25 protein-coding genes and 1 tRNA gene are annotated in these 24,896 nt (G+C 59.2%); 20 read left to right on the top strand and 6 right to left on the bottom strand.

What is annotated here, in order from left to right; genetic code table 11:
• Window positions 1–59: 59 nt before the first annotated feature.
• Window positions 60–1,034 (bottom strand): complex I NDUFA9 subunit family protein, encoded by a 975-nt coding sequence (locus FIU93_RS27005; protein ID WP_152507291.1) that lies wholly within the window; start codon window positions 1,032–1,034, stop codon window positions 60–62.
• A gap of 178 nt (window positions 1,035–1,212) precedes the next feature.
• Between FIU93_RS27005 and FIU93_RS27000 the strand changes: the two genes are divergently transcribed.
• Window positions 1,213–1,299 (top strand) — tRNA-Leu (locus tag FIU93_RS27000).
• A gap of 100 nt (window positions 1,300–1,399) precedes the next feature.
• Here the strand turns inward: FIU93_RS27000 and FIU93_RS26995 are convergent.
• The 4 genes from FIU93_RS26995 to FIU93_RS26980 all read right to left on the bottom strand — a co-directional run bounded on the left by FIU93_RS26995 (window position 1,400) and on the right by FIU93_RS26980 (window position 5,216).
• Window positions 1,400–1,747, bottom strand: a complete 348-nt coding sequence (locus FIU93_RS26995) for an SMR family transporter (protein ID WP_055658316.1) — start codon at window positions 1,745–1,747, stop codon at window positions 1,400–1,402.
• Window positions 1,748–1,944: 197 nt separating this feature from the next.
• Window positions 1,945–2,760 carry a hypothetical protein gene (locus FIU93_RS26990; protein ID WP_152507290.1) on the bottom strand — a complete coding sequence of 272 codons (816 nt, stop codon included), beginning with the start codon at window positions 2,758–2,760 and terminating at the stop codon, window positions 1,945–1,947.
• Window positions 2,761–3,030: 270 nt separating this feature from the next.
• Window positions 3,031–4,479, bottom strand: coding sequence for an aldehyde dehydrogenase (locus tag FIU93_RS26985; RefSeq protein WP_152507289.1), 1,449 nt, complete (start codon window positions 4,477–4,479; stop codon window positions 3,031–3,033).
• A gap of 35 nt (window positions 4,480–4,514) precedes the next feature.
• Window positions 4,515–5,216, bottom strand: a complete 702-nt coding sequence (locus tag FIU93_RS26980; protein ID WP_055658321.1) for a GntR family transcriptional regulator — start codon at window positions 5,214–5,216, stop codon at window positions 4,515–4,517.
• Window positions 5,217–5,428: 212 nt separating this feature from the next.
• Between FIU93_RS26980 and FIU93_RS26975 the strand changes: the two genes are divergently transcribed.
• The 15 genes from FIU93_RS26975 (at window position 5,429) to ptsN (ending at window position 19,508) form a co-directional block, all read left to right on the top strand.
• Window positions 5,429–6,622, top strand: a complete 1,194-nt coding sequence (locus FIU93_RS26975) for an amino acid ABC transporter substrate-binding protein (protein ID WP_209010245.1) — start codon at window positions 5,429–5,431, stop codon at window positions 6,620–6,622.
• 59 nt (window positions 6,623–6,681) lie between these two features.
• Window positions 6,682–7,545 (top strand): branched-chain amino acid ABC transporter permease, encoded by an 864-nt coding sequence (locus FIU93_RS26970; RefSeq protein WP_023001658.1) that lies wholly within the window; start codon window positions 6,682–6,684, stop codon window positions 7,543–7,545.
• Complete coding sequence (locus tag FIU93_RS26965; RefSeq protein ID WP_152507286.1) at window positions 7,542–8,465, top strand: branched-chain amino acid ABC transporter permease; 924 nt, start codon at window positions 7,542–7,544, stop codon at window positions 8,463–8,465. The genes FIU93_RS26970 and FIU93_RS26965 overlap by 4 nt, the downstream gene beginning before the upstream one ends.
• Entirely contained in the window at window positions 8,462–9,193 is a 732-nt protein-coding gene (locus tag FIU93_RS26960) for an ABC transporter ATP-binding protein (protein ID WP_152507285.1), read from the top strand. The genes FIU93_RS26965 and FIU93_RS26960 overlap by 4 nt, the downstream gene beginning before the upstream one ends.
• Window positions 9,193–9,903 (top strand): ABC transporter ATP-binding protein, encoded by a 711-nt coding sequence (locus FIU93_RS26955; protein WP_152507284.1) that lies wholly within the window; start codon window positions 9,193–9,195, stop codon window positions 9,901–9,903. The genes FIU93_RS26960 and FIU93_RS26955 overlap by 1 nt, the downstream gene beginning before the upstream one ends.
• A 97-nt stretch (window positions 9,904–10,000) precedes the next feature.
• Entirely contained in the window at window positions 10,001–12,358 is a 2,358-nt protein-coding gene (locus FIU93_RS26950) for a heavy metal translocating P-type ATPase (protein ID WP_152507283.1), read from the top strand.
• Window positions 12,359–12,369: 11 nt separating this feature from the next.
• Window positions 12,370–12,795 carry a Cu(I)-responsive transcriptional regulator gene (cueR, locus tag FIU93_RS26945; RefSeq protein WP_055658337.1) on the top strand — a complete coding sequence of 142 codons (426 nt, stop codon included), beginning with the start codon at window positions 12,370–12,372 and terminating at the stop codon, window positions 12,793–12,795.
• Window positions 12,795–13,220, top strand: coding sequence for a cytochrome c (locus tag FIU93_RS26940; RefSeq protein ID WP_152507282.1), 426 nt, complete (start codon window positions 12,795–12,797; stop codon window positions 13,218–13,220). Before cueR ends, FIU93_RS26940 begins: the two co-directional genes overlap by 1 nt.
• Before the next feature lie 459 nt (window positions 13,221–13,679).
• Window positions 13,680–14,300, top strand: coding sequence for a ribonuclease H-like domain-containing protein (locus FIU93_RS26935; RefSeq protein ID WP_031269608.1), 621 nt, complete (start codon window positions 13,680–13,682; stop codon window positions 14,298–14,300).
• Window positions 14,301–14,345: 45 nt separating this feature from the next.
• On the top strand, window positions 14,346–14,996 hold the full coding sequence (gene lptC, locus FIU93_RS26930; RefSeq protein ID WP_208984459.1) for an LPS export ABC transporter periplasmic protein LptC: 651 nt from the start codon (window positions 14,346–14,348) through the stop codon (window positions 14,994–14,996).
• A 3-nt stretch (window positions 14,997–14,999) separates the two neighbouring features.
• Window positions 15,000–15,578: an LptA/OstA family protein gene (locus FIU93_RS26925; protein WP_023001649.1), complete on the top strand. Its 579-nt coding sequence runs from the start codon at window positions 15,000–15,002 to the stop codon at window positions 15,576–15,578.
• A gap of 124 nt (window positions 15,579–15,702) precedes the next feature.
• A complete protein-coding gene (lptB, locus tag FIU93_RS26920; protein WP_023001648.1) occupies window positions 15,703–16,458 on the top strand; it encodes an LPS export ABC transporter ATP-binding protein in 756 nt (251 codons plus the stop codon).
• Window positions 16,459–16,547: 89 nt separating this feature from the next.
• Window positions 16,548–18,101 carry an RNA polymerase factor sigma-54 gene (gene rpoN / locus FIU93_RS26915; RefSeq protein ID WP_152507281.1) on the top strand — a complete coding sequence of 518 codons (1,554 nt, stop codon included), beginning with the start codon at window positions 16,548–16,550 and terminating at the stop codon, window positions 18,099–18,101.
• Between the two features lie 291 nt (window positions 18,102–18,392).
• Window positions 18,393–18,980 (top strand): ribosome-associated translation inhibitor RaiA, encoded by a 588-nt coding sequence (raiA, locus tag FIU93_RS26910; RefSeq protein ID WP_023001646.1) that lies wholly within the window; start codon window positions 18,393–18,395, stop codon window positions 18,978–18,980.
• A 60-nt stretch (window positions 18,981–19,040) separates the two neighbouring features.
• Entirely contained in the window at window positions 19,041–19,508 is a 468-nt protein-coding gene (gene ptsN / locus FIU93_RS26905; protein ID WP_023001645.1) for a PTS IIA-like nitrogen regulatory protein PtsN, read from the top strand.
• Window positions 19,509–19,667: 159 nt separating this feature from the next.
• Here ptsN and mdoH read toward each other — a convergent pair whose 3' ends face one another.
• A complete protein-coding gene (gene mdoH / locus FIU93_RS26900) occupies window positions 19,668–21,440 on the bottom strand; it encodes a glucans biosynthesis glucosyltransferase MdoH (protein WP_209010244.1) in 1,773 nt (590 codons plus the stop codon).
• A gap of 147 nt (window positions 21,441–21,587) precedes the next feature.
• Between mdoH and FIU93_RS26895 the strand changes: the two genes are divergently transcribed.
• From FIU93_RS26895 to FIU93_RS26880, 4 genes are read left to right on the top strand one after another with little or no spacing between them, the layout of a single operon-like run.
• Window positions 21,588–22,610 (top strand): zinc-binding alcohol dehydrogenase, encoded by a 1,023-nt coding sequence (locus FIU93_RS26895; protein ID WP_152507279.1) that lies wholly within the window; start codon window positions 21,588–21,590, stop codon window positions 22,608–22,610.
• Between the two features lie 38 nt (window positions 22,611–22,648).
• A complete protein-coding gene (locus tag FIU93_RS26890; RefSeq protein ID WP_023001642.1) occupies window positions 22,649–23,047 on the top strand; it encodes a 6-carboxytetrahydropterin synthase in 399 nt (132 codons plus the stop codon).
• 6 nt (window positions 23,048–23,053) lie between these two features.
• Window positions 23,054–24,106 (top strand): glycosyltransferase family 4 protein, encoded by a 1,053-nt coding sequence (locus FIU93_RS26885; RefSeq protein WP_152507278.1) that lies wholly within the window; start codon window positions 23,054–23,056, stop codon window positions 24,104–24,106.
• Window positions 24,103–24,885, top strand: a complete 783-nt coding sequence (locus FIU93_RS26880; protein WP_152507277.1) for a class I SAM-dependent methyltransferase — start codon at window positions 24,103–24,105, stop codon at window positions 24,883–24,885. The genes FIU93_RS26885 and FIU93_RS26880 overlap by 4 nt, the downstream gene beginning before the upstream one ends.
• Window positions 24,886–24,896: the final 11 nt, after the last annotated feature.

Here is a 24,896-nt window from a genome sequence, read left to right as displayed (position 1 = left end):
TCTTTCAACAGAAAACGGGCCCCGAAGGGCCCGTCGAAGAAGTCAGGTGCAAGCAGGCCTTACGCCGGCCGGTGCGCGTCGTACTGGCCGTGTTCGCGGTAGCGTTCCAGGTAGGTCGGCAAAACGGCTGCCAGCGTTGCCGGGGGAATGCCGATGCCTTCCAGAGTGCGGCCTTCCGCTTTGGCCTTGTCAGACACCACGTTGTCGGTTTTCAGCAGCTCGACCTGATCGGCTGTGAACGGCGCGTAGGGGAAGAGCTGCAGAACCTTGCCCAGGGCAGATGCGACCGGGAAGGGCAGCGGCAACAGAACGCGGTTGCGGCGGGTGACTTCCAGAACGTCTTCCAGGCAAGACTTGAAGCTTTTCACTTCAGGGCCGCCGAGTTCATACGTGGTGCCACCGGCAAGCTGGCCGTCGACGGCACGGGCAACCGCTTCGGCAACGTCGCAGACATAAACCGGCTGGAACTTGGACTCGCCGCCACCAAGCAGCGGCAGCACAGGCGAGAAGCGGGCCATGTCGGCAAACTTGTTGAAGAACTTGTCTTCCGGACCGAACACGATAGATGGCCGCAGGATGACGCTGCCGGGCAGGGTTTCCAGAACACCGGCTTCGCCGACCGCCTTGGAACGGGCGTAGGCGGAGCTGCTCTGCGCGTCCGCACCGATGGCAGAGATATGCGTGATCCGATCAAGGCCAGCGGCACGCGCGGCTTCCGCGATGGCTCGCGGACCGAAACTCTGCACCGCGTCGAAGGACTGTTTGCCGCTGGGGGCCAGGATGCCGACGGCGTTGACCACCGCATCCGCGCCGATCACGGCCCGGTCGACCGACCAGCGATAGCGCAGGTTGGCCTGTACCGGCATGATCTGGCCAACGGCGCCAAGCGGCTGAAGATGAGTCGCCAGATCGGGACGGCGGACGGCTGCGCGCACGCGGTAACCGCGCTTGGCGAGCGCCTGAACGATATGACGGCCAAGGAATCCCGATCCGCCGAAAACCGTGACGAGTTTGCCGTTAAGTGCTGTGGACATCCTGAAAATGCCTTCTGTCGCGTCCAAAAGGAGAGGCGGCCTGGAATTTGGCCGGCTCAGTCTGGGAGTTTCTTAGCCCTTTGCCGCGGGTCTGTGAAGGGCTCGCTGTGAATGAATAAAAAAAGTCGCACAGAGTGATTGACAAGCCCCGGAACCACCCTTACAAGCCCCCCTCACAGCCCAGGTGGCGGAATTGGTAGACGCACTAGCTTCAGGTGCTAGCGCTCGCAAGGGCGTGGAGGTTCGAGTCCTCTCCTGGGCACCAAATTTCGGTTTTGGACACACTACCAAGGTCCAGAACAATCTAAAAAAGCTCCGGTTTTCCGGAGCTTTTTTCGTTTCTGGGGCTGGTACGGCGTTTTGGCCTAATGGCCTACCGATTTCGAGAAAACATTGATGATCACCACCCCGCTAAGGATCAGTCCAAGGCCGATCAGGGCCGGCAGGTCGAGTTTCTGGTCGAACACCAGCCAGGCGACCATGGTGATGAGAACGATGCCCGCTCCGGACCAGATTGCGTAGACGATTCCCGTCGGCAAAACGCGAATCGGATAGGACAGCAGCCAGAACGAGATCGCATAACCGGCCACGGTGATGATCGAAGGCAGCAGGCGGGTGAAATTTTCGGTTTTTGCCAGTGCGGAAGTTGCGATCACCTCGGCGACGATGGCCGCGACGAGGAAAAGATAGGTGGCGGCGAGGCTGTTCGGCATCTCTGGCTCTTTTAGGCGGTGAGGGAGCTCCGGATGAAGGTACACAGACCTTTCGGGGAGCGAGTGGTTTTCGTGTCGTCTGTTTATACGAAAAAGGCCCGCGTGCGCGGACCTTTCTGAAGGCTGGGGCTGTATTTGCGGGCAGCAGTCTGGCGCAAATCACGATGCGCGATCCTTCTGGTTGAACGCGAGACGTTCTAGAAGGTGTATTTGCTTTCCAGCAGCAGGCCGTAGCGGTGATAGTTCTGGTCGAGAACCACTTTCTCGCCGGTGACGACATATCTGCGGTCGAAATTCGAGTGGAGCCACCAGTAACGGCCACCGACGCCCAGTTGCCAGTTCTTGGTCAGATCGACATTCAGCATCGCATCTGCTTCCAGACCATAGGTCCAGTCGCTTTCCCAGGTTCCTATCTTGTTGTAGCTCCAGGGGACACCTGCGACGTCAACCGACCAGCCGGCGCGTTGGCCGATGTCGCCTTCAGCAGTCATGCCCAGGCGGATCGCATGCCAGTCGCGGGACTGTTCGACAGTCAGGTTTCCGTATTTCGCCGAAACGTCGTCGGACAGGTACTGGTAGCCGACGAACCCTTTCAGCCGCACCTGGTTGTTTGCAAATTGCGCAAAGCCCCAGCCGCCGTCGAGAACAACATATCCGAGCGAGGTCTCATCGGTTTCGTCCATCTCGTAGCCAGAGAAATGCACATCGCCGCCGTCGCTCCTGCCGAGGCCGACATAGCCCCTGAAGAAGGTGTTGGACGTCGTGTCCTCGAGCGTTCCGACCAGTTCAGCGGTGTGCGAGGTCACATTATCCGTGCTGGAAATGTCGAAGCCGCTGTTGTCCAGATCGGAGCGCGACTGGCTGTACCAGTATCGCAGACCGATGCTGCCGCGTAGCGTCGATGGCTGATAGAGCTCGCCGGGCCCTGAGTAGACATCCGCAGCGGAGGCAAGGGGCGCCGAAGAAAGTGCAAGGAAGGCCGCAATCGGAAGGGACTGCAAAAGTCTTTTCATGGCTGAAACACCGCTTGTCTGATTACGCGGAAATGCGCGCTATTGGTGTGTCAGGTATTGCAATTTATGGTTAACAGTGCGTGAAGGCACACCTGTTTAAGCCAGGTGACGCAGCGTCCCGCCCGGCGGGCCTTGCAAAGGAGGCAGGCCCCGGCACAGACCCAGCACAGCCCCGGCAAGCCTTGCTGCGGGGTCTCTGGTGAAAAAATGACTTGGCTCAACCGCCTCCCGCACACTTTCGGGGGGAGGCGGCGAGTTACCAGTGATGGATCAGATCGGATAGCCCTGACCGGGATCTTCGATGGTGATCCAGCGCAGTTCCGTGAACTCGTTGATGCCTGCCGTACCGCCGAAGCGGCCATAGCCGGAGGACTTCACACCGCCGAAAGGCATCTGCGCTTCGTCAAAGACAGTCGGGCCATTGATGTGGCAGATGCCGGACTGGATGTCCTTGGCAACTTCCAGAGCTCTGCGGGTATCCTGCCCGAAGACGGCAGCCGAAAGGCCGTAGTCCGTGTCGTTGGCGATCTCGATGGCATGGGCGGTGTCGCGGGCGCGGATCATCGTGGTGACAGGACCGAAGCTTTCTTCGCCGTAGATGCGCATCTCCGGAGTAACCAGATCGACGATGGTCGGGGCCATCACGGTGCCTTCCTCCGGCACGCCGCCGCACAGAACCTTTGCGCCTTTCGCAACGGCGTCGTCAATCAGGGCTTTGACATGGTCGACCGTGTCGCGATCGACAACCGAGCCGATATGAACCTGTTCGGTTGGCGCACCCACTTTGAGAGCGCTGGCGCTGGCCGCGAATTTCTCCGCAAAGACGTCTGCAACGGACTGATCGACAACAACTTTTTCCGTGGACATGCAGATCTGTCCCTGGTTCATGAAAGCGCCGAACCGGGCGGCATTGACCGCACCGTCGAGATCGGCATCGTCGAGCACCACCAGTGAAGCCTTGCCGCCGAGTTCCAGAAGGCAGGGTTTCAGGTGCTTGGCGGCACGCTCTGCGATGATCCGGCCAACGCGGGTCGATCCGGTAAAGTTGATCCGGCGCGTCAGCGGGTGGTCGACCAGCGCGTTGACCACTTCTGGAGCGTCAGCTGCATCGTGGGTCAGGATGTTCAGGACGCCCTTGGGCAAGCCCGCATCAGCCATGACGTTACCCAGAAGCCTGTGCAGGCCAGGGCATTTCTCGGAGGCCTTCATCACCACCGTGTTGCCGCAGGCAATCGGCAGCGCGAAACAGCGGACACCCAAAATGGTCGGAGCGTTCCACGGCGCCATGCCGACCAGAACGCCAACGGGCTGGCGGTAACCCATGGAAAAGGATCCGGGCTTGTCGGAGGGGATGATCTCGCCCTTGATCTGAGTGGTGGAAGCGGCCGCTTCACGCAGGATCTTGGCGGCGAACATGTTGTTGAAACCGAGCCATGGCGCAGTCGCCCCTGTCTCGCGAATGCCGACCTCGACGAACTGCGGCGTGCGTTCTTCCATGAGATCGGCAGCCTTGTTGAGGATCTTGCGCCGTTCACTCGGGCCAGTCTTCGACCACGCGGCAAAGGCAGCCTGCGCGGACTGTACAGCCTTGTCGACGTCGGCCGCCACCGCGGCTGCCGCCACGCTGGCGCGTTCGCCGCTGACCGGGTTCTTGCGTTCGAAGACAGCCGCGTTGCTGGCTGCCTGGTCCTCGTTGTCGATGAAAAGGCCGTAGTCCATGGGATCCTCCGTTGTGTTGGTCTTGTTTGGTCCCGTCAGTCGTCCGGGCCTGCGAACAGGGCGGAGTAGACGAGTGTCTGGTTGGCGTGTTCGCGCATGATCGATTCAGCGCGCTGTGGGTCGCGTTTCGAGATCGCGTCGAAGATGAGGCGGTGCTGCATGTTGCCCAGGCGCAGGCGCATCATGTCTTCTTCGGCCTTGTCGGCGCTGAACACCACCGTGCCCAGCTTGAGCATCGGGAGGCTTTCCATGCGATCGAACGCATAGCCGATGTAGTCGTTGCCGCACTGGCGCATGATCGTCTCGTGAAAGGCGACATTGCCGTCCTGATAGCGCGAGATCTTGTCACCATCCGCCGATGTGTCAGTTAGCGCGATGTCCATGTCCTTGATGACGGATTTCAGCGTCGCCTCGACATCCTTGCTCATGCCGCTCTTGGCAAGCGTGCCGGCAGCCAGGCCTTCCAGTACACCGCGCACCTCGTAGGCATGCTTGATGTCGCCCAGATTGAATTCCTGCACCGTGAAGCCGCGACCGTCTCGCTTCTTGATGAGACCTTCCACCTCCAGCGCGCGCAATGCCAGCCGCGCAGGTGTTCGCGACACGTCGAACATGTCGGCAACGCTCACTTCGCTGATCTTCGAGCCCGGTGCCAGCGAGCCGTCCATGATCATGCGATGAAGAACTGCCAGCACGCGCTTGTCGGACGGGGCTGTTTCATTTGCCTTGGTCGTCATCTGTCCTTGCCATTTTCGGATCCATACCTGTTCGAAGGCATGGACCTTATCATGAGCATTTTCATATTTATGTATCCAAAAATAGCGCATTGTCATTACAAAATTTCTGAAATCACCGTTATTGGATGCAATATGTTGCAAAGTTGAAAATTTATGGATACAAAGTTTATGCGCGATCAAACGCATGATCTGCGCGACTGGGAGGAGTTCTGATGCGTAGAATAGTTTTTGGAGCGACCGCGCTTGCCGCGGCGCTGCTGGCCTCCACGGCCTTTGCCGCGGACCCGATCAAGATCGGCCGCGTGGTGCATATGACCGGTCCGGCAGCAGGAGGTGATGCTGCCAGCCACAGCCCGAATGTGGAGCTCTGGGTTAGCCAGGTGAACGGACGCGGCGGCCTGATGGTCGGCGGCGAGCGTCGTCCTGTGGAGCTGGTCGAATATGACGACAAATCCAATCCGGCCGAGATGATCAAGGCGGTGCAGCGTCTCGCCACGCAGGATGAAGTCGATTTTATGCTGACGCCCTGGGGCACCGGTTTCAACGCGGCAGCTGCTCCGATCTTCGCAAAATACGGTTATCCGCAAATCTCGGTGACCAACATCACCGACGAGATCGAGGAACTTTCCGAACGGTTTCCGAACATGTTCTTCACCCTCGGCAACACGACCGGTTTTGTCGAGGGCCTGCGCGACACCTTGAACAAGCTTCGAGACAACGGTGCCATCGGCAACAAGTTGGCCATGGTCAACGTCGCAGATGCCTTCGGCATAGAGCTTGCGGCCGTCGCCCGTGAAGTTCTGCCGGCAGCTGGCTACGAGATTGTCTTCGACAAGTCCTACCCCCTCGGCACGGCGGATCTGTCCCCGGTGGTCAAGGGAGCCAAGGTGACCGAACCGGATGCGTTCATCGCCTTTTCCTACCCGCCGGATACCTTTGCTCTGACGGAACAGGCGATCATTGAAAATCTCGATGTCGGCGCCTTCTACACGGCGGTCGCGACAGCGTTTCCCGCCTACGCCGGCAAATTCGGCAGCAAGATCGAAGGTAATCTCGGGGCAGGGGGCGTCAATCTCGATCTGGAGCCGATGACGGAATACCGCACGGCCTTCAACGCGCTTCATGGCAACCAGCCTGAATATTGGGCCGCAGCCACCTACTATGCCAGCCTGCAGGTTCTGGAACAGGCGATCGAAGGGGCTGACAGTACGGACCGCGAGGCCGTGACCGAGTACATCAAGACCAACAGCTTTGACACCGCCCTCGGCACGATCAGCTTCGACAAGCACAATGAATCGAAGCACTACTGGACGGTGGGCCAGTGGCACGACGGCCAGTTCAATGCCGTCGCCGGCGTCGGTGTCCCGGTTGCGGTCGAGCCGGTCGCCAAGGAAGGCTGGAACTGAAGACCTTCGGACCGGCCGGCTCAGGCCGGTCCGGATCGTCTCGCGAATTGGTAGTTTAGATGGACATCCTGATTTCCGGCCTGCTTCTGGGCGGAACCTATGCGCTCATAGCCATGGGGCTCAATCTGCAATACGGCGTCGCCCGGATCATGAACCTTGCCAATGGCGAGGTTCTGGTCATGGGGGCACTGGCGTCGTTTCTTGCCTTTACCGCGGCTAGCATAAGTCCGCTGATCACGGTGTTCCTCGTGGCGCCATTGGCGTTCGCAACCAGCTGGCTGGTCTATCGCGTCCTGCTTCTGCCGCTTGTCCGGCGGGCGAAAACGCAAGGCCAGCTGGAGGTGGACTCCATTCTGGCAACCTTCGGAATGGCATTCATTCTGGTGGGCACCATGGTGTTGATCTATCCGGAACTGTTTGCCTATTCCTTCCTTGCCGTTCCGGTGGACGTTGCCGGAACGACCGTTGCCGCCAACCGGCTGGTTGCCTTCGGCGGGGCCGTGGCCATCAGTCTGGCGCTTTATCTCTGGCTGAACCGGTCCAACGCCGGATTGGCTGTCCGGGCTGTTGCCGTCAGTCCGATGGCAGCCGGTCTTGTCGGCATCAACGTCGAACGCATCAGCGCGCTGGCCTTTGCCATCGGCGGCACGATCACGGCGATGGGGGGCGTGCTGATTTCAACCTTCGTCACGCTTGATCCGTCGTTCGGTGTCATCTTCACCATGAAGGCGTTGATCATCGTGATCATGGGCGGGGTCGGCGACATTCGCGGGGCGATTGTGGCTGCACTGATCCTGGGCGTGGTGGAAACCGCCGTGGCGACGCTGATCGATCCGGGGCTGACCCTGGCTGCTGCCTACACGATCTTTCTGCTTGTTCTCCTGTTTCGGCCCCAGGGCCTGTTTGGCAGGAGACCCGCATGAACATTTCAGCCCTTGCGATGCCCGGCGCCGCAGCGCTTCTGGCCGCCGCCGCATGCGTTCCCTTTGTCGCTGACGGCTACTGGCTGTCGATCGCCGTAACCGTTCTCATGTATGCCGCCCTTGCCACTTCATGGTCGCTGTTTTCCGGGCCGACCCATTACATTGCCCTGTCGACGGGCGCCTTTTTCGGCATCGGTGGCTATCTGGTCGGCCTCGGCATGAGCGACTACGACCAGAGCTTCTGGGCCATGGCGGCGCTCGCCCCCGTTGTCGCGACAGCGCTTGCCGCGCTGATCGGCTGGGCAACCCTGCGCCTGTCCGGCGTCTATTTCGTCATCTTCACGCTCGGTCTTGCGGAAATGGTCCGCAACCTCGTCAGCTGGGTGCAGAACAATTTCCTCGGCAGCCGCGGGCTCTATGTGCTCACCGACCTGGATGAAACGCATATCTACTGGATGCTGCTTGCCGTTCTTGCCGCCGTGTTCGCGTTCGGCTGGTGGCTGGGGCGGTCGCGGCTCGGGTTCGCGCTGCGCATTCTCGGCAATGACGAGGCTGTGGCGCGTCATGTCGGCATCAACACCGCGCGCACCAAGGTCCTGATGTTCATGACCACCGGCTTCGTCGCCGCTCTCGTCGGTGCCATCGTCGCACCGCGCTACTACTACATCGAACCGAATGTCGTGTTCTCGCCGGAACTCAGTTTCGTCGTTGTCATCATGGCTCTTCTGGGTGGCACGCGGAAACTTTACGGCTCGCTTCTGGGGGTTCTTCCCTTCACGCTCCTGTGGGAGGTGATTTCTGTGTCTTTCCCCAATGCCACCACGCTGGTTCTGGGGCTCGCCTTTCTTTTGATCGTCTATTTCCTGCCGAATGGTGTCACCGGTCTTTTCGGCAAGCTTCTGGCAGGGAGGTCGTCATGACACCAGGACAACCGATCCTTCACGTGGAAAGCCTCAGCAAGCGCTTCGGTGGTCTTGTTGCAGTCAACAATGTCAGTTTCCAGGTACTCGAGCATGAGGTGATGGGGCTGATCGGGCCGAACGGGTCCGGCAAGTCCACGACCATGAACATGATTTCCGGCGCCCTGAAGCCGAGCTCCGGGGCGATCGTTCTCAAGGGGCAGGATCTGACCAGGAAAAAGCCCCACGAAATTGCCCGCTCTGGCGTCTCCAGAACCTTCCAGCTTGTCCGCATTCTGCCGGAGCTGACCGTGCTGGAAAACGTCATCGCCGGCGGCGTCTTCGGCCATGCCAGGCGCTGGGGCAAGGAGGTGGAAACTTTCGCGACGGAGCTTCTGGCAAAGGTCGGTCTTGAAGGGCAAAGTGGCAAGCCGGTCTCCGCACTGACCTACATCGACCAGAAGCGGCTGGAACTTGCCCGCGCGCTCGCCAGTGAACCGGAAGTCCTTCTTCTGGACGAGTGGCTCGCCGGTCTCAATCCTTCCGAGCTGACGGTCGGCATCGATCTGATTGCCAGCCTGCGCCAGGAGGGGCGGACGATCATTCTTGTCGAACATGTCATGGACGCCATCCGCTCGCTATGCGACCGGTGCCTTGTGATCAACTCTGGCGCCCGGATTGCCGAAGGCACACCGGAAGACGTGCTTTCCGACCCGGAAGTCATCCGGGCCTACCTGGGGGACGGCTGATGCTGGATATCAACGGGCTCACCGTCACCTATGGTCTTCATGCAGCCCTTCAGGGTGTCAGCCTGACCGCATCGAAAGGCGAGATCGTCGTCATTCTGGGTGCAAACGGGGCCGGCAAGAGTTCGCTGTTGCGGGCCATCGCCGGGATCAGTGAAGGAACGGTCAGTGGTGAGGCAGCACTCGCTGGCCAATCCCTTCGCCAGATGAAAGCGGACAGGATCGTCGAGGCTGGAATAGCCTTCGTGCCGGAAGGCCGAGGCATATTCGGCGATCTCAGCGTCTGGGAAAACCTGATGCTGGGCGCCTATCCGGAGCGGGCGCGAGCAAGCCGGCAGGAAAATCTGGAAAAGGTGGTTGCTCTCTTTCCGAAGCTGGCACAGCGGCGCAACCAGACCGCCCGAACCATGTCGGGTGGCGAACAGCAGATGGTGGCCATCGGCCGCGCCATGATGTCGAACCCGGGCATCCTGATGCTGGACGAGCCGTCCCTTGGCCTGTCGCCACTCCTGTCGGGCGAACTCTTCGAGAACCTGTCGCGCATCCGGGAAACCGGCATCGGCGTCCTTCTGGTCGAACAGAACGCCAAGCGAAGCCTGGCGATCGCGGACAGGGGGTATCTGATTGAAAACGGCCTGATCACAGGCGCTGATACGGCATCTGCCCTGCTCAATGATCCGGCCGTACAGAAAGCCTATCTCGGATCGGGATAAACACCGGGCCGGAGAATAAGCAATTGTCCGCCTTGACCTTCCAGCAACTGGAGGGCCTATCTGATGAGGAGATCGAAGATCCATCAGGGCGAACATCATGCAGGATACAGCGATCCAGCCGAACCAGACTGGCGAGGCAGGCAAGGTTACGGACCCGGTCTGCGGCATGTCGGTTACTCTTGGAAAAGGCAAGCCGAGCCTGAAATACAAGGGCGAGGAGTTCCACTTCTGCAGTCCGAAGTGTCACGACAAGTTCGAGGCTGATCCCTATTTCTATGTGTCCGGCAATAGCAGGAAGAAAAAGGCGATGGAGGCGGAACAGTCCGCCAAGGGCGCGCTTTATACCTGCCCCATGCACCCGCAAATCGTCCAGGAAGGTCCGGGAACCTGCCCGATTTGCGGGATGGCACTGGAACCGCAGAGCGGCGTTTCCGACGAACCCAACCATGAGCTGGTCGATTTTACCCGCAGGCTCTGGGTCAGCGCCCTGGCGGCTGTCCCGCTTCTGATCCTGACCATGGGGCCGATGGTCGGCGTGCCGATCCGCGACTGGATCGGCGAAGGCGTTGCGATCTACCTGGAAGTCCTGCTGGCTACGCCGGTAGTCCTTTGGGCAGCCTTGCCTTTTTTCCAGCGGGGCTGGGCGTCTCTGGTCACTCGCAATTTCAACATGTGGACACTGATCATGATCGGTGTCGGTGCAGCCTATCTCTATTCCATGATAGCCGCTTTCCTGCCTTTCCTGTTTCCGGATGCGCTGAAGGGACCGGAAGGCCATATGCCGGTTTATTTCGAGGCGGCGGTGGTGATTATCGCGCTGGTCTTCGTAGGCCAGGTGCTGGAACTGAGCGCCCGCGAACACACGGGCGACGCGATCCGCGCCCTGCTGGACCTTGCCCCCAAGACAGCCCGGCGGATCACGCCGGAGGGTGACGAATACGACGCACCGCTTGAGAATATCCTCGCAGGGGATCTGTTGCGCGTTCGCCCAGGCGAGGCTGTTCCGGTCGACGGCGTGGTCAAGGAGGGTGGGTCATCCGTCGACGAAAGCCTTGTTACCGGGGAACCGGTTCCGGTTGAAAAGAACCCGGGAGACAAGGTTACCGGCGGAACGCTCAACAAGACCGGGTCCTTCACCATGGAGGCGAAGCTGGTCGGTGCGGACACCATGCTGTCCAAGATCGTCGACATGGTTGCCTCGGCGCAACGTTCACGCGCCCCGATCCAGGGGCTGGCCGATCGCGTTGCAGGATATTTCGTGCCTGCGGTACTCGGTGTGGCGGTGCTTGCTTTCGTGATGTGGCTGTTCCTAGGTCCAAGCCCTTCATTCGTTCACGCGGTTGTCGCGGCCGTCTCGGTGCTCATTATCGCGTGTCCGTGTGCACTCGGCCTTGCCACCCCGATGTCGATCATGACGGCAACGGGCAGAGGCGCGCAGGCCGGCGTTCTGGTAAAGACCGCCGAAGGTCTGGAACGGCTAGCAGCGGTGGATACGATCGTCGTTGACAAGACGGGAACCCTTACCGAAGGCAAACCGGTTGTCGATGAGATTGTTCCGGCCGCCGGCAAAAGCAAAATGGAGCTTCTGCGGCTGGCCGGCGCGCTTGAAAAAGGCTCGGAACACCCGCTTGCCGAAGCGATCCTCGGGGCAGTCAAAAGCCAGGATCTGGATCTGCCCAGGGCAGAAAACTTCGAAGCCGTCACGGGGAAAGGCGTGCGTGCACGGGTCGATGATGCAGTCGTTCTTTTTGGCAACGCCGCTTTTGCCAGCGAAAGTGGCGCCGATTTGTCCGATCTTGGCGATCGTGCCGAAGAACTGGCTGAGCTGGGCAAGACGGTGATGTATCTGGTGCAGGAGGCTGGTGAGACAGCGCAGCTTCTTGGGCTCATCGCCGTTGCGGATCCGGTCAAGGCAAATGCCAGGGCAGCCATCAGCGCCCTGCATGACGACGGTATCAGGATCGTCATGGCGACGGGCGATGCGCCCCGCACGGCAGACGCCGTAGCCAAGCTGCTGGGGATTGACGAGGTTCACGCCGGTGTGTTGCCGGAAGGCAAGAAAAAGCTCATTGAAGACCTGAAGTCCAGGGGGGCAACGGTTGCCATGGCTGGTGACGGTGTCAACGATGCGCCTGCATTGGCTGCTGCCGATGTCGGTCTTGCCATGGGCACGGGGGCCGATGTCGCGGTGGAAAGCGCCGGACTGACGCTGCTCAAGGGTGATCTGGAAGGCATCCTGCGCGCCCGGAAGCTCGCCCGCGAGACGGTTCGCAACATCCGGCAGAACCTCTTTTTCGCCTTCGTCTATAATGCGGTCGGTGTGCCTGTGGCGGCCGGTGTGCTCTATCCGGTCTTCGGCATACTGCTGTCGCCGATGCTGGCCGCCGCCGCCATGAGCCTGTCTTCGGTTTCGGTTATCAGCAACGCGCTGCGTCTGCGCACGCTGAAGCTTTAAGGAAAAGAAAAATGAATATCGGTGAAGCCTCCGAACAGAGCGGACTGCCGGTCAAGACGATCCGCTACTACGAGGATATCGGCCTCGTCCGCCCTCTGCGCAGCGAGAACGGATATCGCGATTTTATCGACGCGGATCTCCAGCGGCTGAAGTTCCTTCAAAGGTCGCGCAGCCTTGGGTTTTCCATCGACGAGTGCCGTGAACTTCTGTCTCTCTACGAGGACCGCAACCGGGCAAGTGCCGACGTCAAGGCGATCACCCGGGCGAAGATCAAGGAAGTGGATCGCAAGATCGAGGAGCTGCGCTCACTCAAGAAGGTTCTGTCAGAGCTGGTGACCGCCTGCCATGGTGACGATCGGCCCAACTGTCCGATCATCGACGATCTGTCCGGCCAGCATGACCACGATCAGCTGGATGAAGATAGCAGGCAGGCTTGATGAAGAGGATCTTTCTGACAGTTTCAGCGATCTTGTCCGTTATTGTGCTGGGCATTCTGTTCTGGGGGCTCGTGTCCGGAAAGGAACAACCGCCTGCCGCTAGTGGAGCCGCGCTGGTGTCGGTGCAAGTCCCGGCCCTGGAAGGACAGGCCCTGGCTGGCGAAACTCTTTTTCGCGAAAACTGCGCGAGTTGTCATGGCGACAACGCTGCCGGGCGCGATGGCATCGCGCCCCCGCTGGTACACAAGATTTACGAGCCTGGCCATCACGCCGACGGGGCCTTTCTGCTCGCGGTCTCCCGTGGCGTGCGTGCGCACCACTGGCCATTTGGCGATATGCCGCCCGTGGATGGTGTCAGCCAGGAGGATGTACAAAAGATCGTTGCCTATGTGCGCGCGCTTCAACGGGCAAACGGGATCAACTGAACTCGAAGGGGCAGGCGCGAGCTTTGAACCTGACGGCTTGTTTTTTGATCTCGGCTGTCACGCCATCTTTCCGAACCGGTCATGGAAGAAGGATGGCCGGTGGCCGAGTGTACTGATTGCGACTTGGGACTGGGATTGCAATGAGCTGCCACCAGGCAATTGGTATCAAGAAATAGCATTCTCTTCACGTATCGGCATGGTTCTGCGGTCAACCGGCTTGCCTCATCCCGCCGCATGTTTTACCTGACGGAAAACTTATTCGAAAAAGCGGCCTGTCGTTTGCCTGTTGCGGGCAGTCGGCAGGCAATAACATTTGCGGTCGTTCAACCTGTGTTCATGTGTCTTGGCATAAATGCAGGTGCGGTCATTGAAGATAAGAAACAGGTGGCCTGCTGGATCAGTATGGCAGGAGCACCGACAGAAATTGTGCTCGGGACAGGCCAGAGGAGACGAAACGTCATGACCATCCGCTATCACAAGGGCGATTTGCCCGATCTGAAAGCCTATGAAACGGCAAGTGCGGTGGCGGTCGATTCCGAGACCCTGGGCCTCAACCCGCATCGTGACCGGCTCTGTGTTGTGCAGCTTTCACCGGGCGATGGCAGCGCCGATGTGGTCCAGATCGCACGCGGCCAGAGCGAGGCGCCGAACCTCGCTGCGCTGATGACCGATACGGCCAAACCGAAAATATTCCACTTCGCCCGGTTTGATGTTGCGGTGCTTCAGCACTATCTGAACATCCAGGTCTCGCCGATCTGGTGTACGAAAATCGCCTCCAAACTGGTTCGGACCTATACGGATCGCCACGGACTGAAGGATATCACGCGCGAACTTCTCGGGGTTGAATTGTCCAAGCAGCAGCAGAGCTCGGATTGGGCTGCTGAAACCTTGAGCGACGCTCAGCTGGCCTACGCGGCTTCGGACGTGCTTCATCTGCACGCCTTGAAGGAACGGCTGGAAATGATGCTGGAGCGTGAAGAACGTAGTCATATTGCCCGGGCCTGTTTCGATTTCCTGCCGACGCGGGCGGAACTCGATCTGAAGGGCTGGGAAGAAAACGATATTTTCGCCCACTCGTAATGGCTTAGGTGCCAGGAGATCGGGCACACGATTTCGGAGAATGGATTGAGCGCTGTTGGCGATCATATGCACGGACATGCGGCCAGGCGACCATTGACCCGCGCCCAACGGGCCGCGCGCCGACACAGCCTGATGGTGCGCATCATGCGCTGGCTGTTTCCTGGCGTCGGGCTGTTGATTCTGGCAGTCATGGTCGGGCTCGTGGTCTTGTTCAACGTGCTCAGCGGGCTTGGTGCCACCAACATGATGCTGACCAGCGAGGGGCTGGTGATGGATCATCCCGAACTGTCGGGTCATGATGGTGACCGCTCCTACCGGGTAACCGCCTACAGGGCGATCCAGCGCCTCAGTGACCCGCGCGTCATCGATCTTGAGACCATTCGGGCCGACATCACGCTCAGCAAGGACCAGAGCGCGCAGATTGTGGCGCTGAAAGGTACCTACAACAACGCGACGGAGAGCTTGCGGCTCTATGAAGGCATTCAGCTTGAATGGAGTGAAGGCTACACGGTTGACCTGTCCGAAGTGGAAATCGACCTCAGCAACGGGGCTCTGAAGACCTCGCAGGTCGTGTCCATTCGTTCTGATCAGGGCCGTGTCGTGGCGGGCAAACTCGACTATGATAAAGCCAAGGGAATCGTCAGGTTTTCCGACGGTATCAAGATGACCCTCAATCCTGCTTCGCAAGGACAGTAAGAGATGACTTTTCTGAAACGCATGACGATTGCCGCCGCCGCAGCCCTTCTTGCCGGTTCGGCCCATGCCCAGACCTTCTCAGATGCCTTCGCCGGCTTCGGGTCGAACGATGGTGAGCCTATCGAGATCGAGGCGAGTGAACTGAGGGTCGAAGACAACAACAACACCGCAACCTTCGTTGGCGATGTGCTGGTCACGCAGGGCGAAACCAGCCTCAAGACGCAGCGGCTCAAGGTGTTCTACGTCGGCTCAGGTGCTGAGAAGACGGAAGAAAGCGCCGTCCAGCAGAAGATTTCGAAGCTGGAAGCGGCGGGAGGCGTGTTCATCACCTCCAAGGACCAGACCGCGAAGGGCGACGAAGCCAGCTTCGACATGAACAAGGAAGTCATGGTGATGACCGGCAAGGAAGTCGTGCTCAGCCAGGGACCGAATGTTGTCGTCGGGAACAGGCTGACCGTCAATCTGAAGACCGGCCAGGCCAATCTGAGCGCCGGCAATGGCAAGGTGTCCGGCCAGGGCAGCGGCCGCGTCAAGGTGCGCATTCAGCCTAACAGTGTGAACAACGACCAAAACGGCAACTGATATTGACGGCTGGTTCGACTCGACAGTGTCGGCCACAGACCTTATGTGAAGCCGCGGCAATGATCGGATGGACGGCGCGCCAGTGAAGAGAACGTCTTCGGAGTATAACGGATTGCAGGGAAGCATGCCGGAAACGGGCCACGATGGCGAAGAACTGTCGCAGGCGTTGGTCGTCGATGGCATCGGCAAGACCTATGGCCGCCGCCAGGTGGTGAAATATGTGAGCCTGTCCGTGAAGCCTGGTGAAGCCGTCGGCCTTTTGGGGCCGAACGGTGCCGGCAAGACCACGACCTTCTACATGATCACCGGGCTGATCCGGCCGGATCAGGGCAAGATCTCGCTGGAAGGCTTCGACATCACCCGTATGCCCATGTACCGGCGCGCCCGGCTCGGCATCGGCTATCTGCCCCAGGAAGCGTCCATCTTCCGTGGCCTGACGGTGGAAGAAAACATTCGCGCCGTTCTGGAAGTGATCGAGCCGAACCGGCAGAAACGCCGGGAGGAGCTCGACGAGCTGCTGGCTGAATTCGGCCTCACCCACTTGCGGAAATCGCCGAGTATCGCCCTTTCCGGTGGTGAACGCCGCCGCGTCGAAATTGCCCGCGCACTTGCAAGCCGTCCGTCCTTCATGCTGCTCGATGAACCTTTCGCAGGTATCGACCCCATCGCGGTAGGGGATATTCAGCAGCTCGTGCGTCACCTGACTCAGCGTGGCATTGGCGTTCTGATAACGGACCACAATGTTCGCGAGACGCTTGGCCTCATCGACCGCGCCTACATCATCGCTTCGGGCGAGGTTCTGACAGAAGGGCTCCCCCAGGAAATTGTCACCAATCCGGATGTGCGCCGGCTTTATCTGGGTGAACAGTTTACGCTTTGATGACACGCCGCCAGCTACGTTATACACTCGGTCTGCAATCAAGAAGCAAAAAGCAGACCAACTTGAAATAACGCTTGCCTGGGAACTCAATGGCCATTTCAACCAAGCTGGAGATGCGACAAAGTCAGTCGCTGATCATGACGCCGCAACTGATGCAGGCGATCAAGCTGTTGCAAATGTCCAATCTCGATCTCGTTGCCTATGTCGAAGCCGAGTTGGAACGAAATCCGCTTCTGGAAAAGAACGACATCGCCGAAGGCGGAGGCGAGGGGGATGGCGGCAGGGACGCCGCTGCAGACGCATTTGGCGATGGCGCGGACAATCAGACCCGTCAGGGCGACGAGCCCGATACCGGCGACTGGATGCAGAACGATCTGGAAACCGGGTCGGAGGCCATTGCCTCACGCATGGATACCGACCTGGGCAACGTCTTTCCCGACGAGCCCGGCGTGCCTGCATCGCCGGACCCGGCTCTTCTGAAGGCCGGTGACAGTTACAAGAACGCCGGCAGCAGTGGTGCTTCTGAAGATTACAATCTGGAGGCCTTCGTTGCCGACGAAGCCTCCCTGGTCACGTCTCTTGAAGAACAGATGCATCTGGCGATCGGCGATGAAGCCGACAAGCTGATCGCGACCCACCTGATCAACTCGCTTGATGAAAACGGCTATCTCTATCTGGCTTTCGATGAGACGGCGGAGCAGCTCGGGGTCGAAACCGAACGGCTGGAAAGCGTTCTGGCCATCTTGCAAACCTTTGAGCCCGCAGGCGTGTTTGCGCGTAACCTGGCCGAATGCCTGAAGCTGCAGCTCATCGACAAGAACCGCTACGATCCGGCCATGGAAGCGCTGATCGACAATATTGAACTGCTGGCCAGACGCGATCTGCCGGGGCTTCGCAAGGTTTGCGGTGTCGATGATGAGGATCTGGTCGAGATGATTGCGGAAATCCGCGCACTCGATCCCAAGCCCGGCAGTCTCTTCGGATCGGCGCTGGTGCAGCCGGTGGTGCCGGATGTCTTCGTGCGCCCGGCCAACGACGGCACCTGGGCGATCGAGTTGAATTCGGACACCCTGCCGAAAGTGCTCGTCAATCAGACCTATTATGCCAAGGTCATCAAGACGGCCCGAAACGAGACGGAGAAGGAATATCTCACCGACTCGTTGCAGACGGCCAACTGGCTGGCCAAAAGCCTTGATCAGCGCGCCCGTACGATCCTCAAGGTATCGACAGAGATTGTCCGGCAGCAGGACGGGTTTCTCACCTACGGCATCGCCCATTTGCGTCCGCTCAACCTGAAGACCGTCGCGGAAGCGATCGGCATGCACGAATCGACAGTCAGCCGGGTGACGTCGAACAAATTCATGGCGACCCCGCGCGGCATCTACGAGCTCAAGTACTTCTTCTCTTCCGCCATCTCCGCAACGGTGGGCGGCGATGCCCATTCGGCGGAGTCGGTCCGGCACCGGATCAAGCAGATGATCGATGCCGAAGATCCGAAGTCGATCCTTTCGGACGATACGATTGTCAAAATTCTGAAGGACGACGGTGTCGATATTGCCCGCAGGACGGTCGCCAAATACCGCGAAGCCATGAAGATCGGTTCGTCCGTTCAGCGCCGGCGTGAAAAAAACGTGCGACTTTAAGTCCTGATGTGATCTGCCGTTAGGGCTCAATGGTGCAATATTTAAAATGTTTCAGAGATTTCCACTGAAACAATACAAGGCAATTACACGGCTCTTTTTCAACTTTGTTTCTTTAATTCATAATCAATTGACTCTTTGAGCGAGCGCAATTATAGCACCGCCCTCGTGACGTAAACAGGGGATGGCGCTTCGGCGCTGACTGGTCCATTCTGTAAGCTTGAAACGTCTCGCGTTTCAACACCGGCGGCAACGCCGGTGACCTATCGGTCAATAGAAAAAGAAGAGGTCCCCATGGCTTTGCGGATTTCGGGTAAGAATGTCGATGTAGGCGATGCACTGCGCGTCCACGTCACAGACCGAATCGAAGACGCTCTGGAAAAATATTTCACAGGCGGCTTCACAGGCCACGTTACGCTCAGCAGGGAGGGCACAGGCTTCAAGTCTGAATGCAGCCTGCATTTGGACACCGGTATTGTGCTTCAAGTGTCCGCGCAGGATCAGGACCCGCGCGCCAGTTTCGATATGGCTGCGGAAAAGATCGAAAAGCGGCTTCGCCGCTACAAGCGCAAGCTGAAGGACCATCATGGCCCCAACGGCCACGACCGGGAGGCTCTGGAAGCAGCATCTTATGTGCTGGCTTCGCCCGAGGAAGACGAGGAAGTGCCGGTGGATTTCAATCCGCTGGTGATTGCCGAAACTTCCGCGAAAGTTAAAACGATGACCGTCGGTATGGCGGTAATGGAGCTGGATCTGACCGAAGCGCCGGTCGTGTTGTTCAAAAACGCGGCAAATGGCGGTGTCAATGTTGTCTATCGCAGGCCAGACGGCAATATTGGCTGGATAGATCCAGCATTGGTAGCCAATCAGGCTGCCGAATAAGGATGCGGATGGGGTCGGCTTCCTCAGGGAAGCCGGCTTCTGAAACTTGTAGGCGGACTAATGGATCTTGGTGATCTTCTGGGTAAAGACGCGGTAATTGCCGGGCTCAAGGCCAAAAGCAAAAAACAGGCAATTCAGGAACTCGCCGGTAAGGCGTCTGAACTGACCGGTCTTTCCGAACGGGAAATCTTCGACACGCTTCTTCAGCGCGAACGTTTGGGCTCTACAGGTGTCGGTCACGGCATTGCGATCCCGCATGGCAAGCTGACACGGCTCGACCGTCTGGTAGGACTGTTCGCGAAGCTGGAAAAACCAGTCGATTTCGATGCTCTCGATGATGAGCCGGTTGACCTGGTGTTTCTGCTTCTGGCGCCGGAAGGCGCTGGTGCCGACCATTTGAAGGCTCTGGCCCGTATCGCGCGCCAGCTCCGCGACGGCGCTGTCACCCAGGGCATTCGCGCGTCCCATGATGCGCAAGAGATCTACGATCTTCTGACCCAGCCGTTGGCTTCTTCCAACGCGGCTTAATCCGTTTCAAAGTCTCTGATGCAAAAAGACCGGCTGCGAGGCCGGTCTTTTGGTTCGTATGCGGCGCGTTCAGCCAGCAAGGAGGCCATGGACGGTTCACCTGGTGTCACCCAGCCCTCAATGGACTTGGCAGGTCCCAGTGCGCGAGCCTGATCCGTGTCACGCCTTCGCCGGATTGGCATCGCCCTGAACGAGCCCTTGCTGCTGGACGGCGACTGCACCTTTGGTAAGCGCCGGCAGATGAAGGTCTGCGAGCTCTGCAGGGGGATTGGTCTCTTCGGGAATACGCCACAGGGTTGAACGGATCGCGATCTGGCCAAGTGTTCTGGTCGAGGTTGTCACCGCGATGACAGCTGCCAGAAGTGGCCCGATGGCCACGGGAATGACCGGCCACACCAGATCGATAGGCTGGGTGGAAAGCCAGGCAAGACCTGCAAGTCCGAAGAGTGTCTGCGGCCAGAGCTTGCGGGCCGCCAGCAAGACCGGCAGTCGTTGGACACCACGTGCCTGCGCCCCCCAGCCGATGGTTTTGCCGAACAGGAGCCCGCCCATGAACAGCGAGTGCGCCACGGCCATGATCGGTGCCAGCATTGCCGAATAGACGATTTCCGCAAGAACGCTCACGACGACACGTATCGGCCCGCCGAAGGCCTTGCGAAGGTCCGGACGGGCAAGCACGTCGGCGACGGTTGCCAGTTTCGGCGCGAACACCATCGTCAGGACGGTGAAGAAGAGCAGGGCGCCAGTGTCAGGGCGATATGGCATGTAGTCGGTGACCATGCCGAGGATGGCGGCCGAAGTCATGAAGCCCAGCCACGCAGGAGAGCCGAGGAACATCAGGATAGCCAGCACCAGCTGCATCCGGCTAACGGGTTTGAGGCCAGGAAGCCCGATCAGCCGGCGGTATTGCAGGTTGCCCTGGCACCAGCGCAGGTCACGGCGGATAAACTCCAGCAGATGAGGCGGATTGGCTTCATAGCTGCCCGTTTCGAGCGGCAGTACGCGGACTTCGTAGCCGGCGCGGCGCATCAGGACGGCTTCCACCTGATCATGGGAAAGAATGGTTCCCGAGAGCGGGCCCTTCCCGGGCAGTTCCGGCAGACGGCAGCTTTCCTTGAACGGTTTGATCCGCAAAATGGCGTTGTGTCCCCAGTAGGGGCCGCAGTCACCCTGCCACCAGGCACTGCCGATGGTGTAGGAACGCATGCCAAGCCGCATGCCGAACTGGAAGACGCGGGCAAAGGCGCTGTCTGTCGGAAGGCCAACCACAAGACTTTGCAGAATGCCGAGTTGGGGATTGGCTTCCATGCGCCGCACCAGTCCGACAATGGCGTCGGCCGACATGTAGCTGTCGGCATCCAGCACAAGTGCAAACTCGTGCCGCTCCCCCCAGCGTTCGCAGAAGTCTTCGATGTTGCCGGCCTTGAAACCGCGATTGTCCGTGCGCCGCCGATAGACCACCTCCATCTGGCCTTCGAAGCGATCTTTCAGCCGGGACGTCATCTGCTGCTCCTGAAGGGCAACGTCGTCCATATTGGTGTCGCTGAGCACATAAAGGGTGAACCGGTCTGCTTCGCCTGCACGTATCAAGTGAGACACGATGGCGTTCAGATTGGTTTCCAGGCTTTCTGTATCTTCGTTGCGGACACAGGACAGCAGCGCTGTCGAGCTTCGCAGCGGCTGAGTAGGGTCGCCGTGCTCGATCGGGCAGACTGCATCAGCAGGGTTTCTGGAAAGCCGCATGATGAGGAGGCCGATCACCGCATTCCAGAAACCTATGATGGTCCAGGGCAGGGTGATCATGAAGCAGACAAGAATGAAAAGGTCGAGCGCCGTATATCCACCAGGAGAAAGCGTCAGCGTCATCAAGGTGGCGAGGCCGGCAAAACTGAGCCCGATAAGGGCCGCGAACGTCAAACGCCGTGCGGTCATAGGAGCAATTGATCCATTGAATTTTGGCATGTCAAAGACCCGAAACATTTTTTTGACTTCCAATCGGAGCGATCATCGCAATAGTGCGCATGTCAAAATGTCCTAACGTTGACAAAGGCAAGGGTTGATGACCGCAGAGGATAAAGGATGACCGCAGACGTACCGGTGACGCGCGACACAGGTAAACCGCAGGCGCTGTGGTACACCGAGCCCGGTCGATGCGGACTGGAGACTGTTTCCTTGAATGAGATGCAAACCGGCGAAGTGCTGGTCGAAACGCTCTTTAGCGGGATAAGCCGGGGAACGGAAGGCCTTGTCTTTCGCGGCGACGTTCCGTCGAGTGAATGGCAGCGCATGCGGGCGCCGCATCAAGAGGGAGATTTCCCGTTTCCGGTTAAATACGGATACGCAAACGTCGGCAGGGTCATTGCAGGAGACCCGGATCTCAACGGCTGTCTTGTGTTTTCTCTCTTCCCTCATCAAAGCGTCTTTACGCTCCCCTCCATGTCGTGCGTGCCGGTTCCCCAGGGCGTTTCCGCCGAAAGAGCCGTCTTGGCGGCCAACATGGAAACGGCACTTAATGCGTTATGGGACGGAAAACCATCACCGGGGGATCACATCTGCGTGGTCGGCGGTGGTGTCGTCGGTCTCTTGACCGCATACGTTGCCGGACGGTTACCCGGATCAAAAGTAACTGTCGTGGATACAAACCCTGACCGAGCGGAAGTTGCCATCGGGCTGGGTCTGGAATTTGCACTGCCGGAAGATGCGCCGGCTAACCAGGATCTGGTGTTTCACACAAGCGCCACGTCGGCGGGACTGGCAACGGCGCTTGCCTGTGCCGGCGACGGTACGTCCATCGTCGAGCTGAGCTGGTACGGCGCGCATGCGGTCACGGCTCCGCTGGGAGCAGACTTTCACTGCCGCCGCCTGAAGCTTGTTTCCAGTCAGGTTGGAACGATCCCGATCGATCGGCAGGCCCGCTGGACTTACCGCCGCAGGCTGGAAACGGCACTTGGCCTCCTGGCCGATCCTGCCCTCGACCGTCTCATCACCCACAAGGTGGCGTTTGCCGATCTACCGGATCGTCTTCCCAATTTGTTGAACAAGGCGTCAGATGTGCTTGCCGCCCTCGTCGTATATGACGGAACCAACCAAGCCGTCATTTGAAAATCTCTCAATTTTCCTCATGATTTCAGGATGATAAGATGTTTGCAGTTGAAGTACGCGATCACGTCATGATTGCCCACTCCTTCAAGGGAGAACTGTTCGGTCCGGCCCAGGCATTGCACGGCGCCACGTTTGTCATCGATGCCGCGTTTCTGGCCGACAGCCTTGACGCCAATGGCGTGGTGATCGACATCGGCCGGGCGCATGAAGCGTTGAAGGAGGTCCTGCAGCCTCTGAATTACAAGAACCTCGACGAGGTGCCGGAATTTGCGGGCATCAACACTACGACCGAGTTTCTGACAAAGCACATCCATGATCACCTGGCCAAGGCTGCCAGAGCGGACAAGCTCGGACGTCCGGGATCTGAACTGAAGGCGATCCGCGTGACGATCTCCGAATCCCACGTCGCGCGCGCCTGGTACGAAGCCGGGATCTGACAGCTCATGCCCGCGCTTGTCTTTGCCTATCCCGGAGATTTCAACACACCGACCGGTGGCTACGGCTACGATCGCAGGATCGTCGCCGGTCTGCGCACGCTTGGCTGGGAGGTTGATCTGGTTTCGCTTGGGGACGGCTTTCCGTTTTCCACCGAAGAAACGCTTCGGCAAGCCGAAGCCCGGCTGTCGTCGGTGCCGGAAGGGTCGCTTGTTGTCGTCGACGGTCTCGCACTTGGTGTAATGGCGGGAGCCATGGAAAGACTGCAGGACCGGATCACTCTCATTGCGCTTGTGCACCACCCGCTCTGTGTCGAAAACGGTTTGTCGAAGGAACAGGCTGAAGCCCTTTTCCAGAGCGAAAACAAAGTGCTGGCTTTTGCCCGTCATGTCATCGTGACCAGTCCCGCAACAGGCACCCAGGTTGAAGAGCTTTTCGGTATATCTTCGGACCGCATCACCGCAGTTCTGCCCGGCACGGAAAAGCCTGAGCCGTATGAACGACCACAGAACGACGTCACGAGGCTGTTGTCGGTCGGCACCTTGCTGCCACGCAAGGGCTACGATCTCTTGCTGACCGCGCTTGCAAGCCTCAAGGAGTTGCGTTGGCATCTGGATATCGTCGGCGGGCTTGAGGCGGATCCTGAATGTTACCAGGCGCTCTTAGGCCAGGCGCGTGAGCTGGAACTTCTCGACAGGATTACCTTTCACGGGGCTGTTCCCGCGCAAGACCTTGGCGACTTTTATCGCTCGGCAGAGGTATTCGTGCTCGCAAGCCGGTATGAGGGCTACGGCATGGCTTATACCGAAGCGCTTGCCCACGGTTTGCCGGTAATCGGTAGCGGTGGCGGCGCGGTGAAGGAAACACTTCCGGATAAAGCTGCCATCTACTGCGGCGTCGAGGATGTCGATGCTTTGCGTGACGCGCTCGAAACACTCATCTCCGACCGCGAGAAACGTGCGGGATTGAGCACTGAAGCCAGAAAGGCCGCTGAACTCTTGCCGGACTGGACGGATGCGGCACGGAAGTTTGCAGACCTGTTGCAGGATACTGGCCGATGAGTGGTTTTTCACCAGAATGGCTTGCCTTGCGCGAACCGGTCGATTTGGCGGCTCGCAATGAGGACGTTGAAGCTGCATTCTTTGCGGCTCTCGGCAGTCAGCCGATGCGCATAATGGATCTCGCAAGTGGAGCAGGCTCGACTGTCTCGGCTCTTGCTCGGCATCGAAGCACTTCGATCGAATGGCTTTTGACCGACTACGATCCGGCTCTGTTGGAAGTTGCCGGGCAGCGCTGGCAGGACAGGGTAACAACGCGGCAGATCGACCTTGCGAGCGATCTGGAGGAGCTGCCGTTTGCCGAGGTTGACGCGGTGACTACATCCGCTTTTCTGGACTTGGTCGCAGAGCCGTTTCTTGTCCGGCTGGTCGATCAGGTCGTGAAGGCGCGAAAACCGTTTCTGGCAAGCCTGACCTACGATGGCCGCGCGCTTTTCACCCCGCAACTTTCCCTTGATGCCGCGTTGTTGGCCGCACACAACACGCATCAGCTGTCTGACAAGGGGTTTGGTCCGGCCCTCGGTCCGGCCGCTGCCATGCGTGCCATCGAACTGTTTCGGGATCGAGGCTACAAGGTGGTGCAGGGCCGGTCTGACTGGCAGGCAGACAGTTCGTCAGCGGATTTCCTGAAAGAGCTTCTCGGCGGCTGGTGCAACATCGGCAGGGAAGTCGCGCTGGACGAGGCGGAACTGGCGCAATGGTGGTCGCTGCGGCAGGAACACATCACTTCCGGTCAACTCACTCTCAGCGTCGGTCACGTCGATTTCACTGCCTTGCCGTAAGACACAGGTAT

The organism is Labrenzia sp. THAF35, from assembly GCF_009363595.1.
In the GTDB taxonomy this organism is placed as follows: domain Bacteria; phylum Pseudomonadota; class Alphaproteobacteria; order Rhizobiales; family Stappiaceae; genus Roseibium; species Roseibium algicola.
Note: the sequence above shows the minus strand (reverse complement) of the source record. Positions and strands in the feature narration are given on the sequence as shown.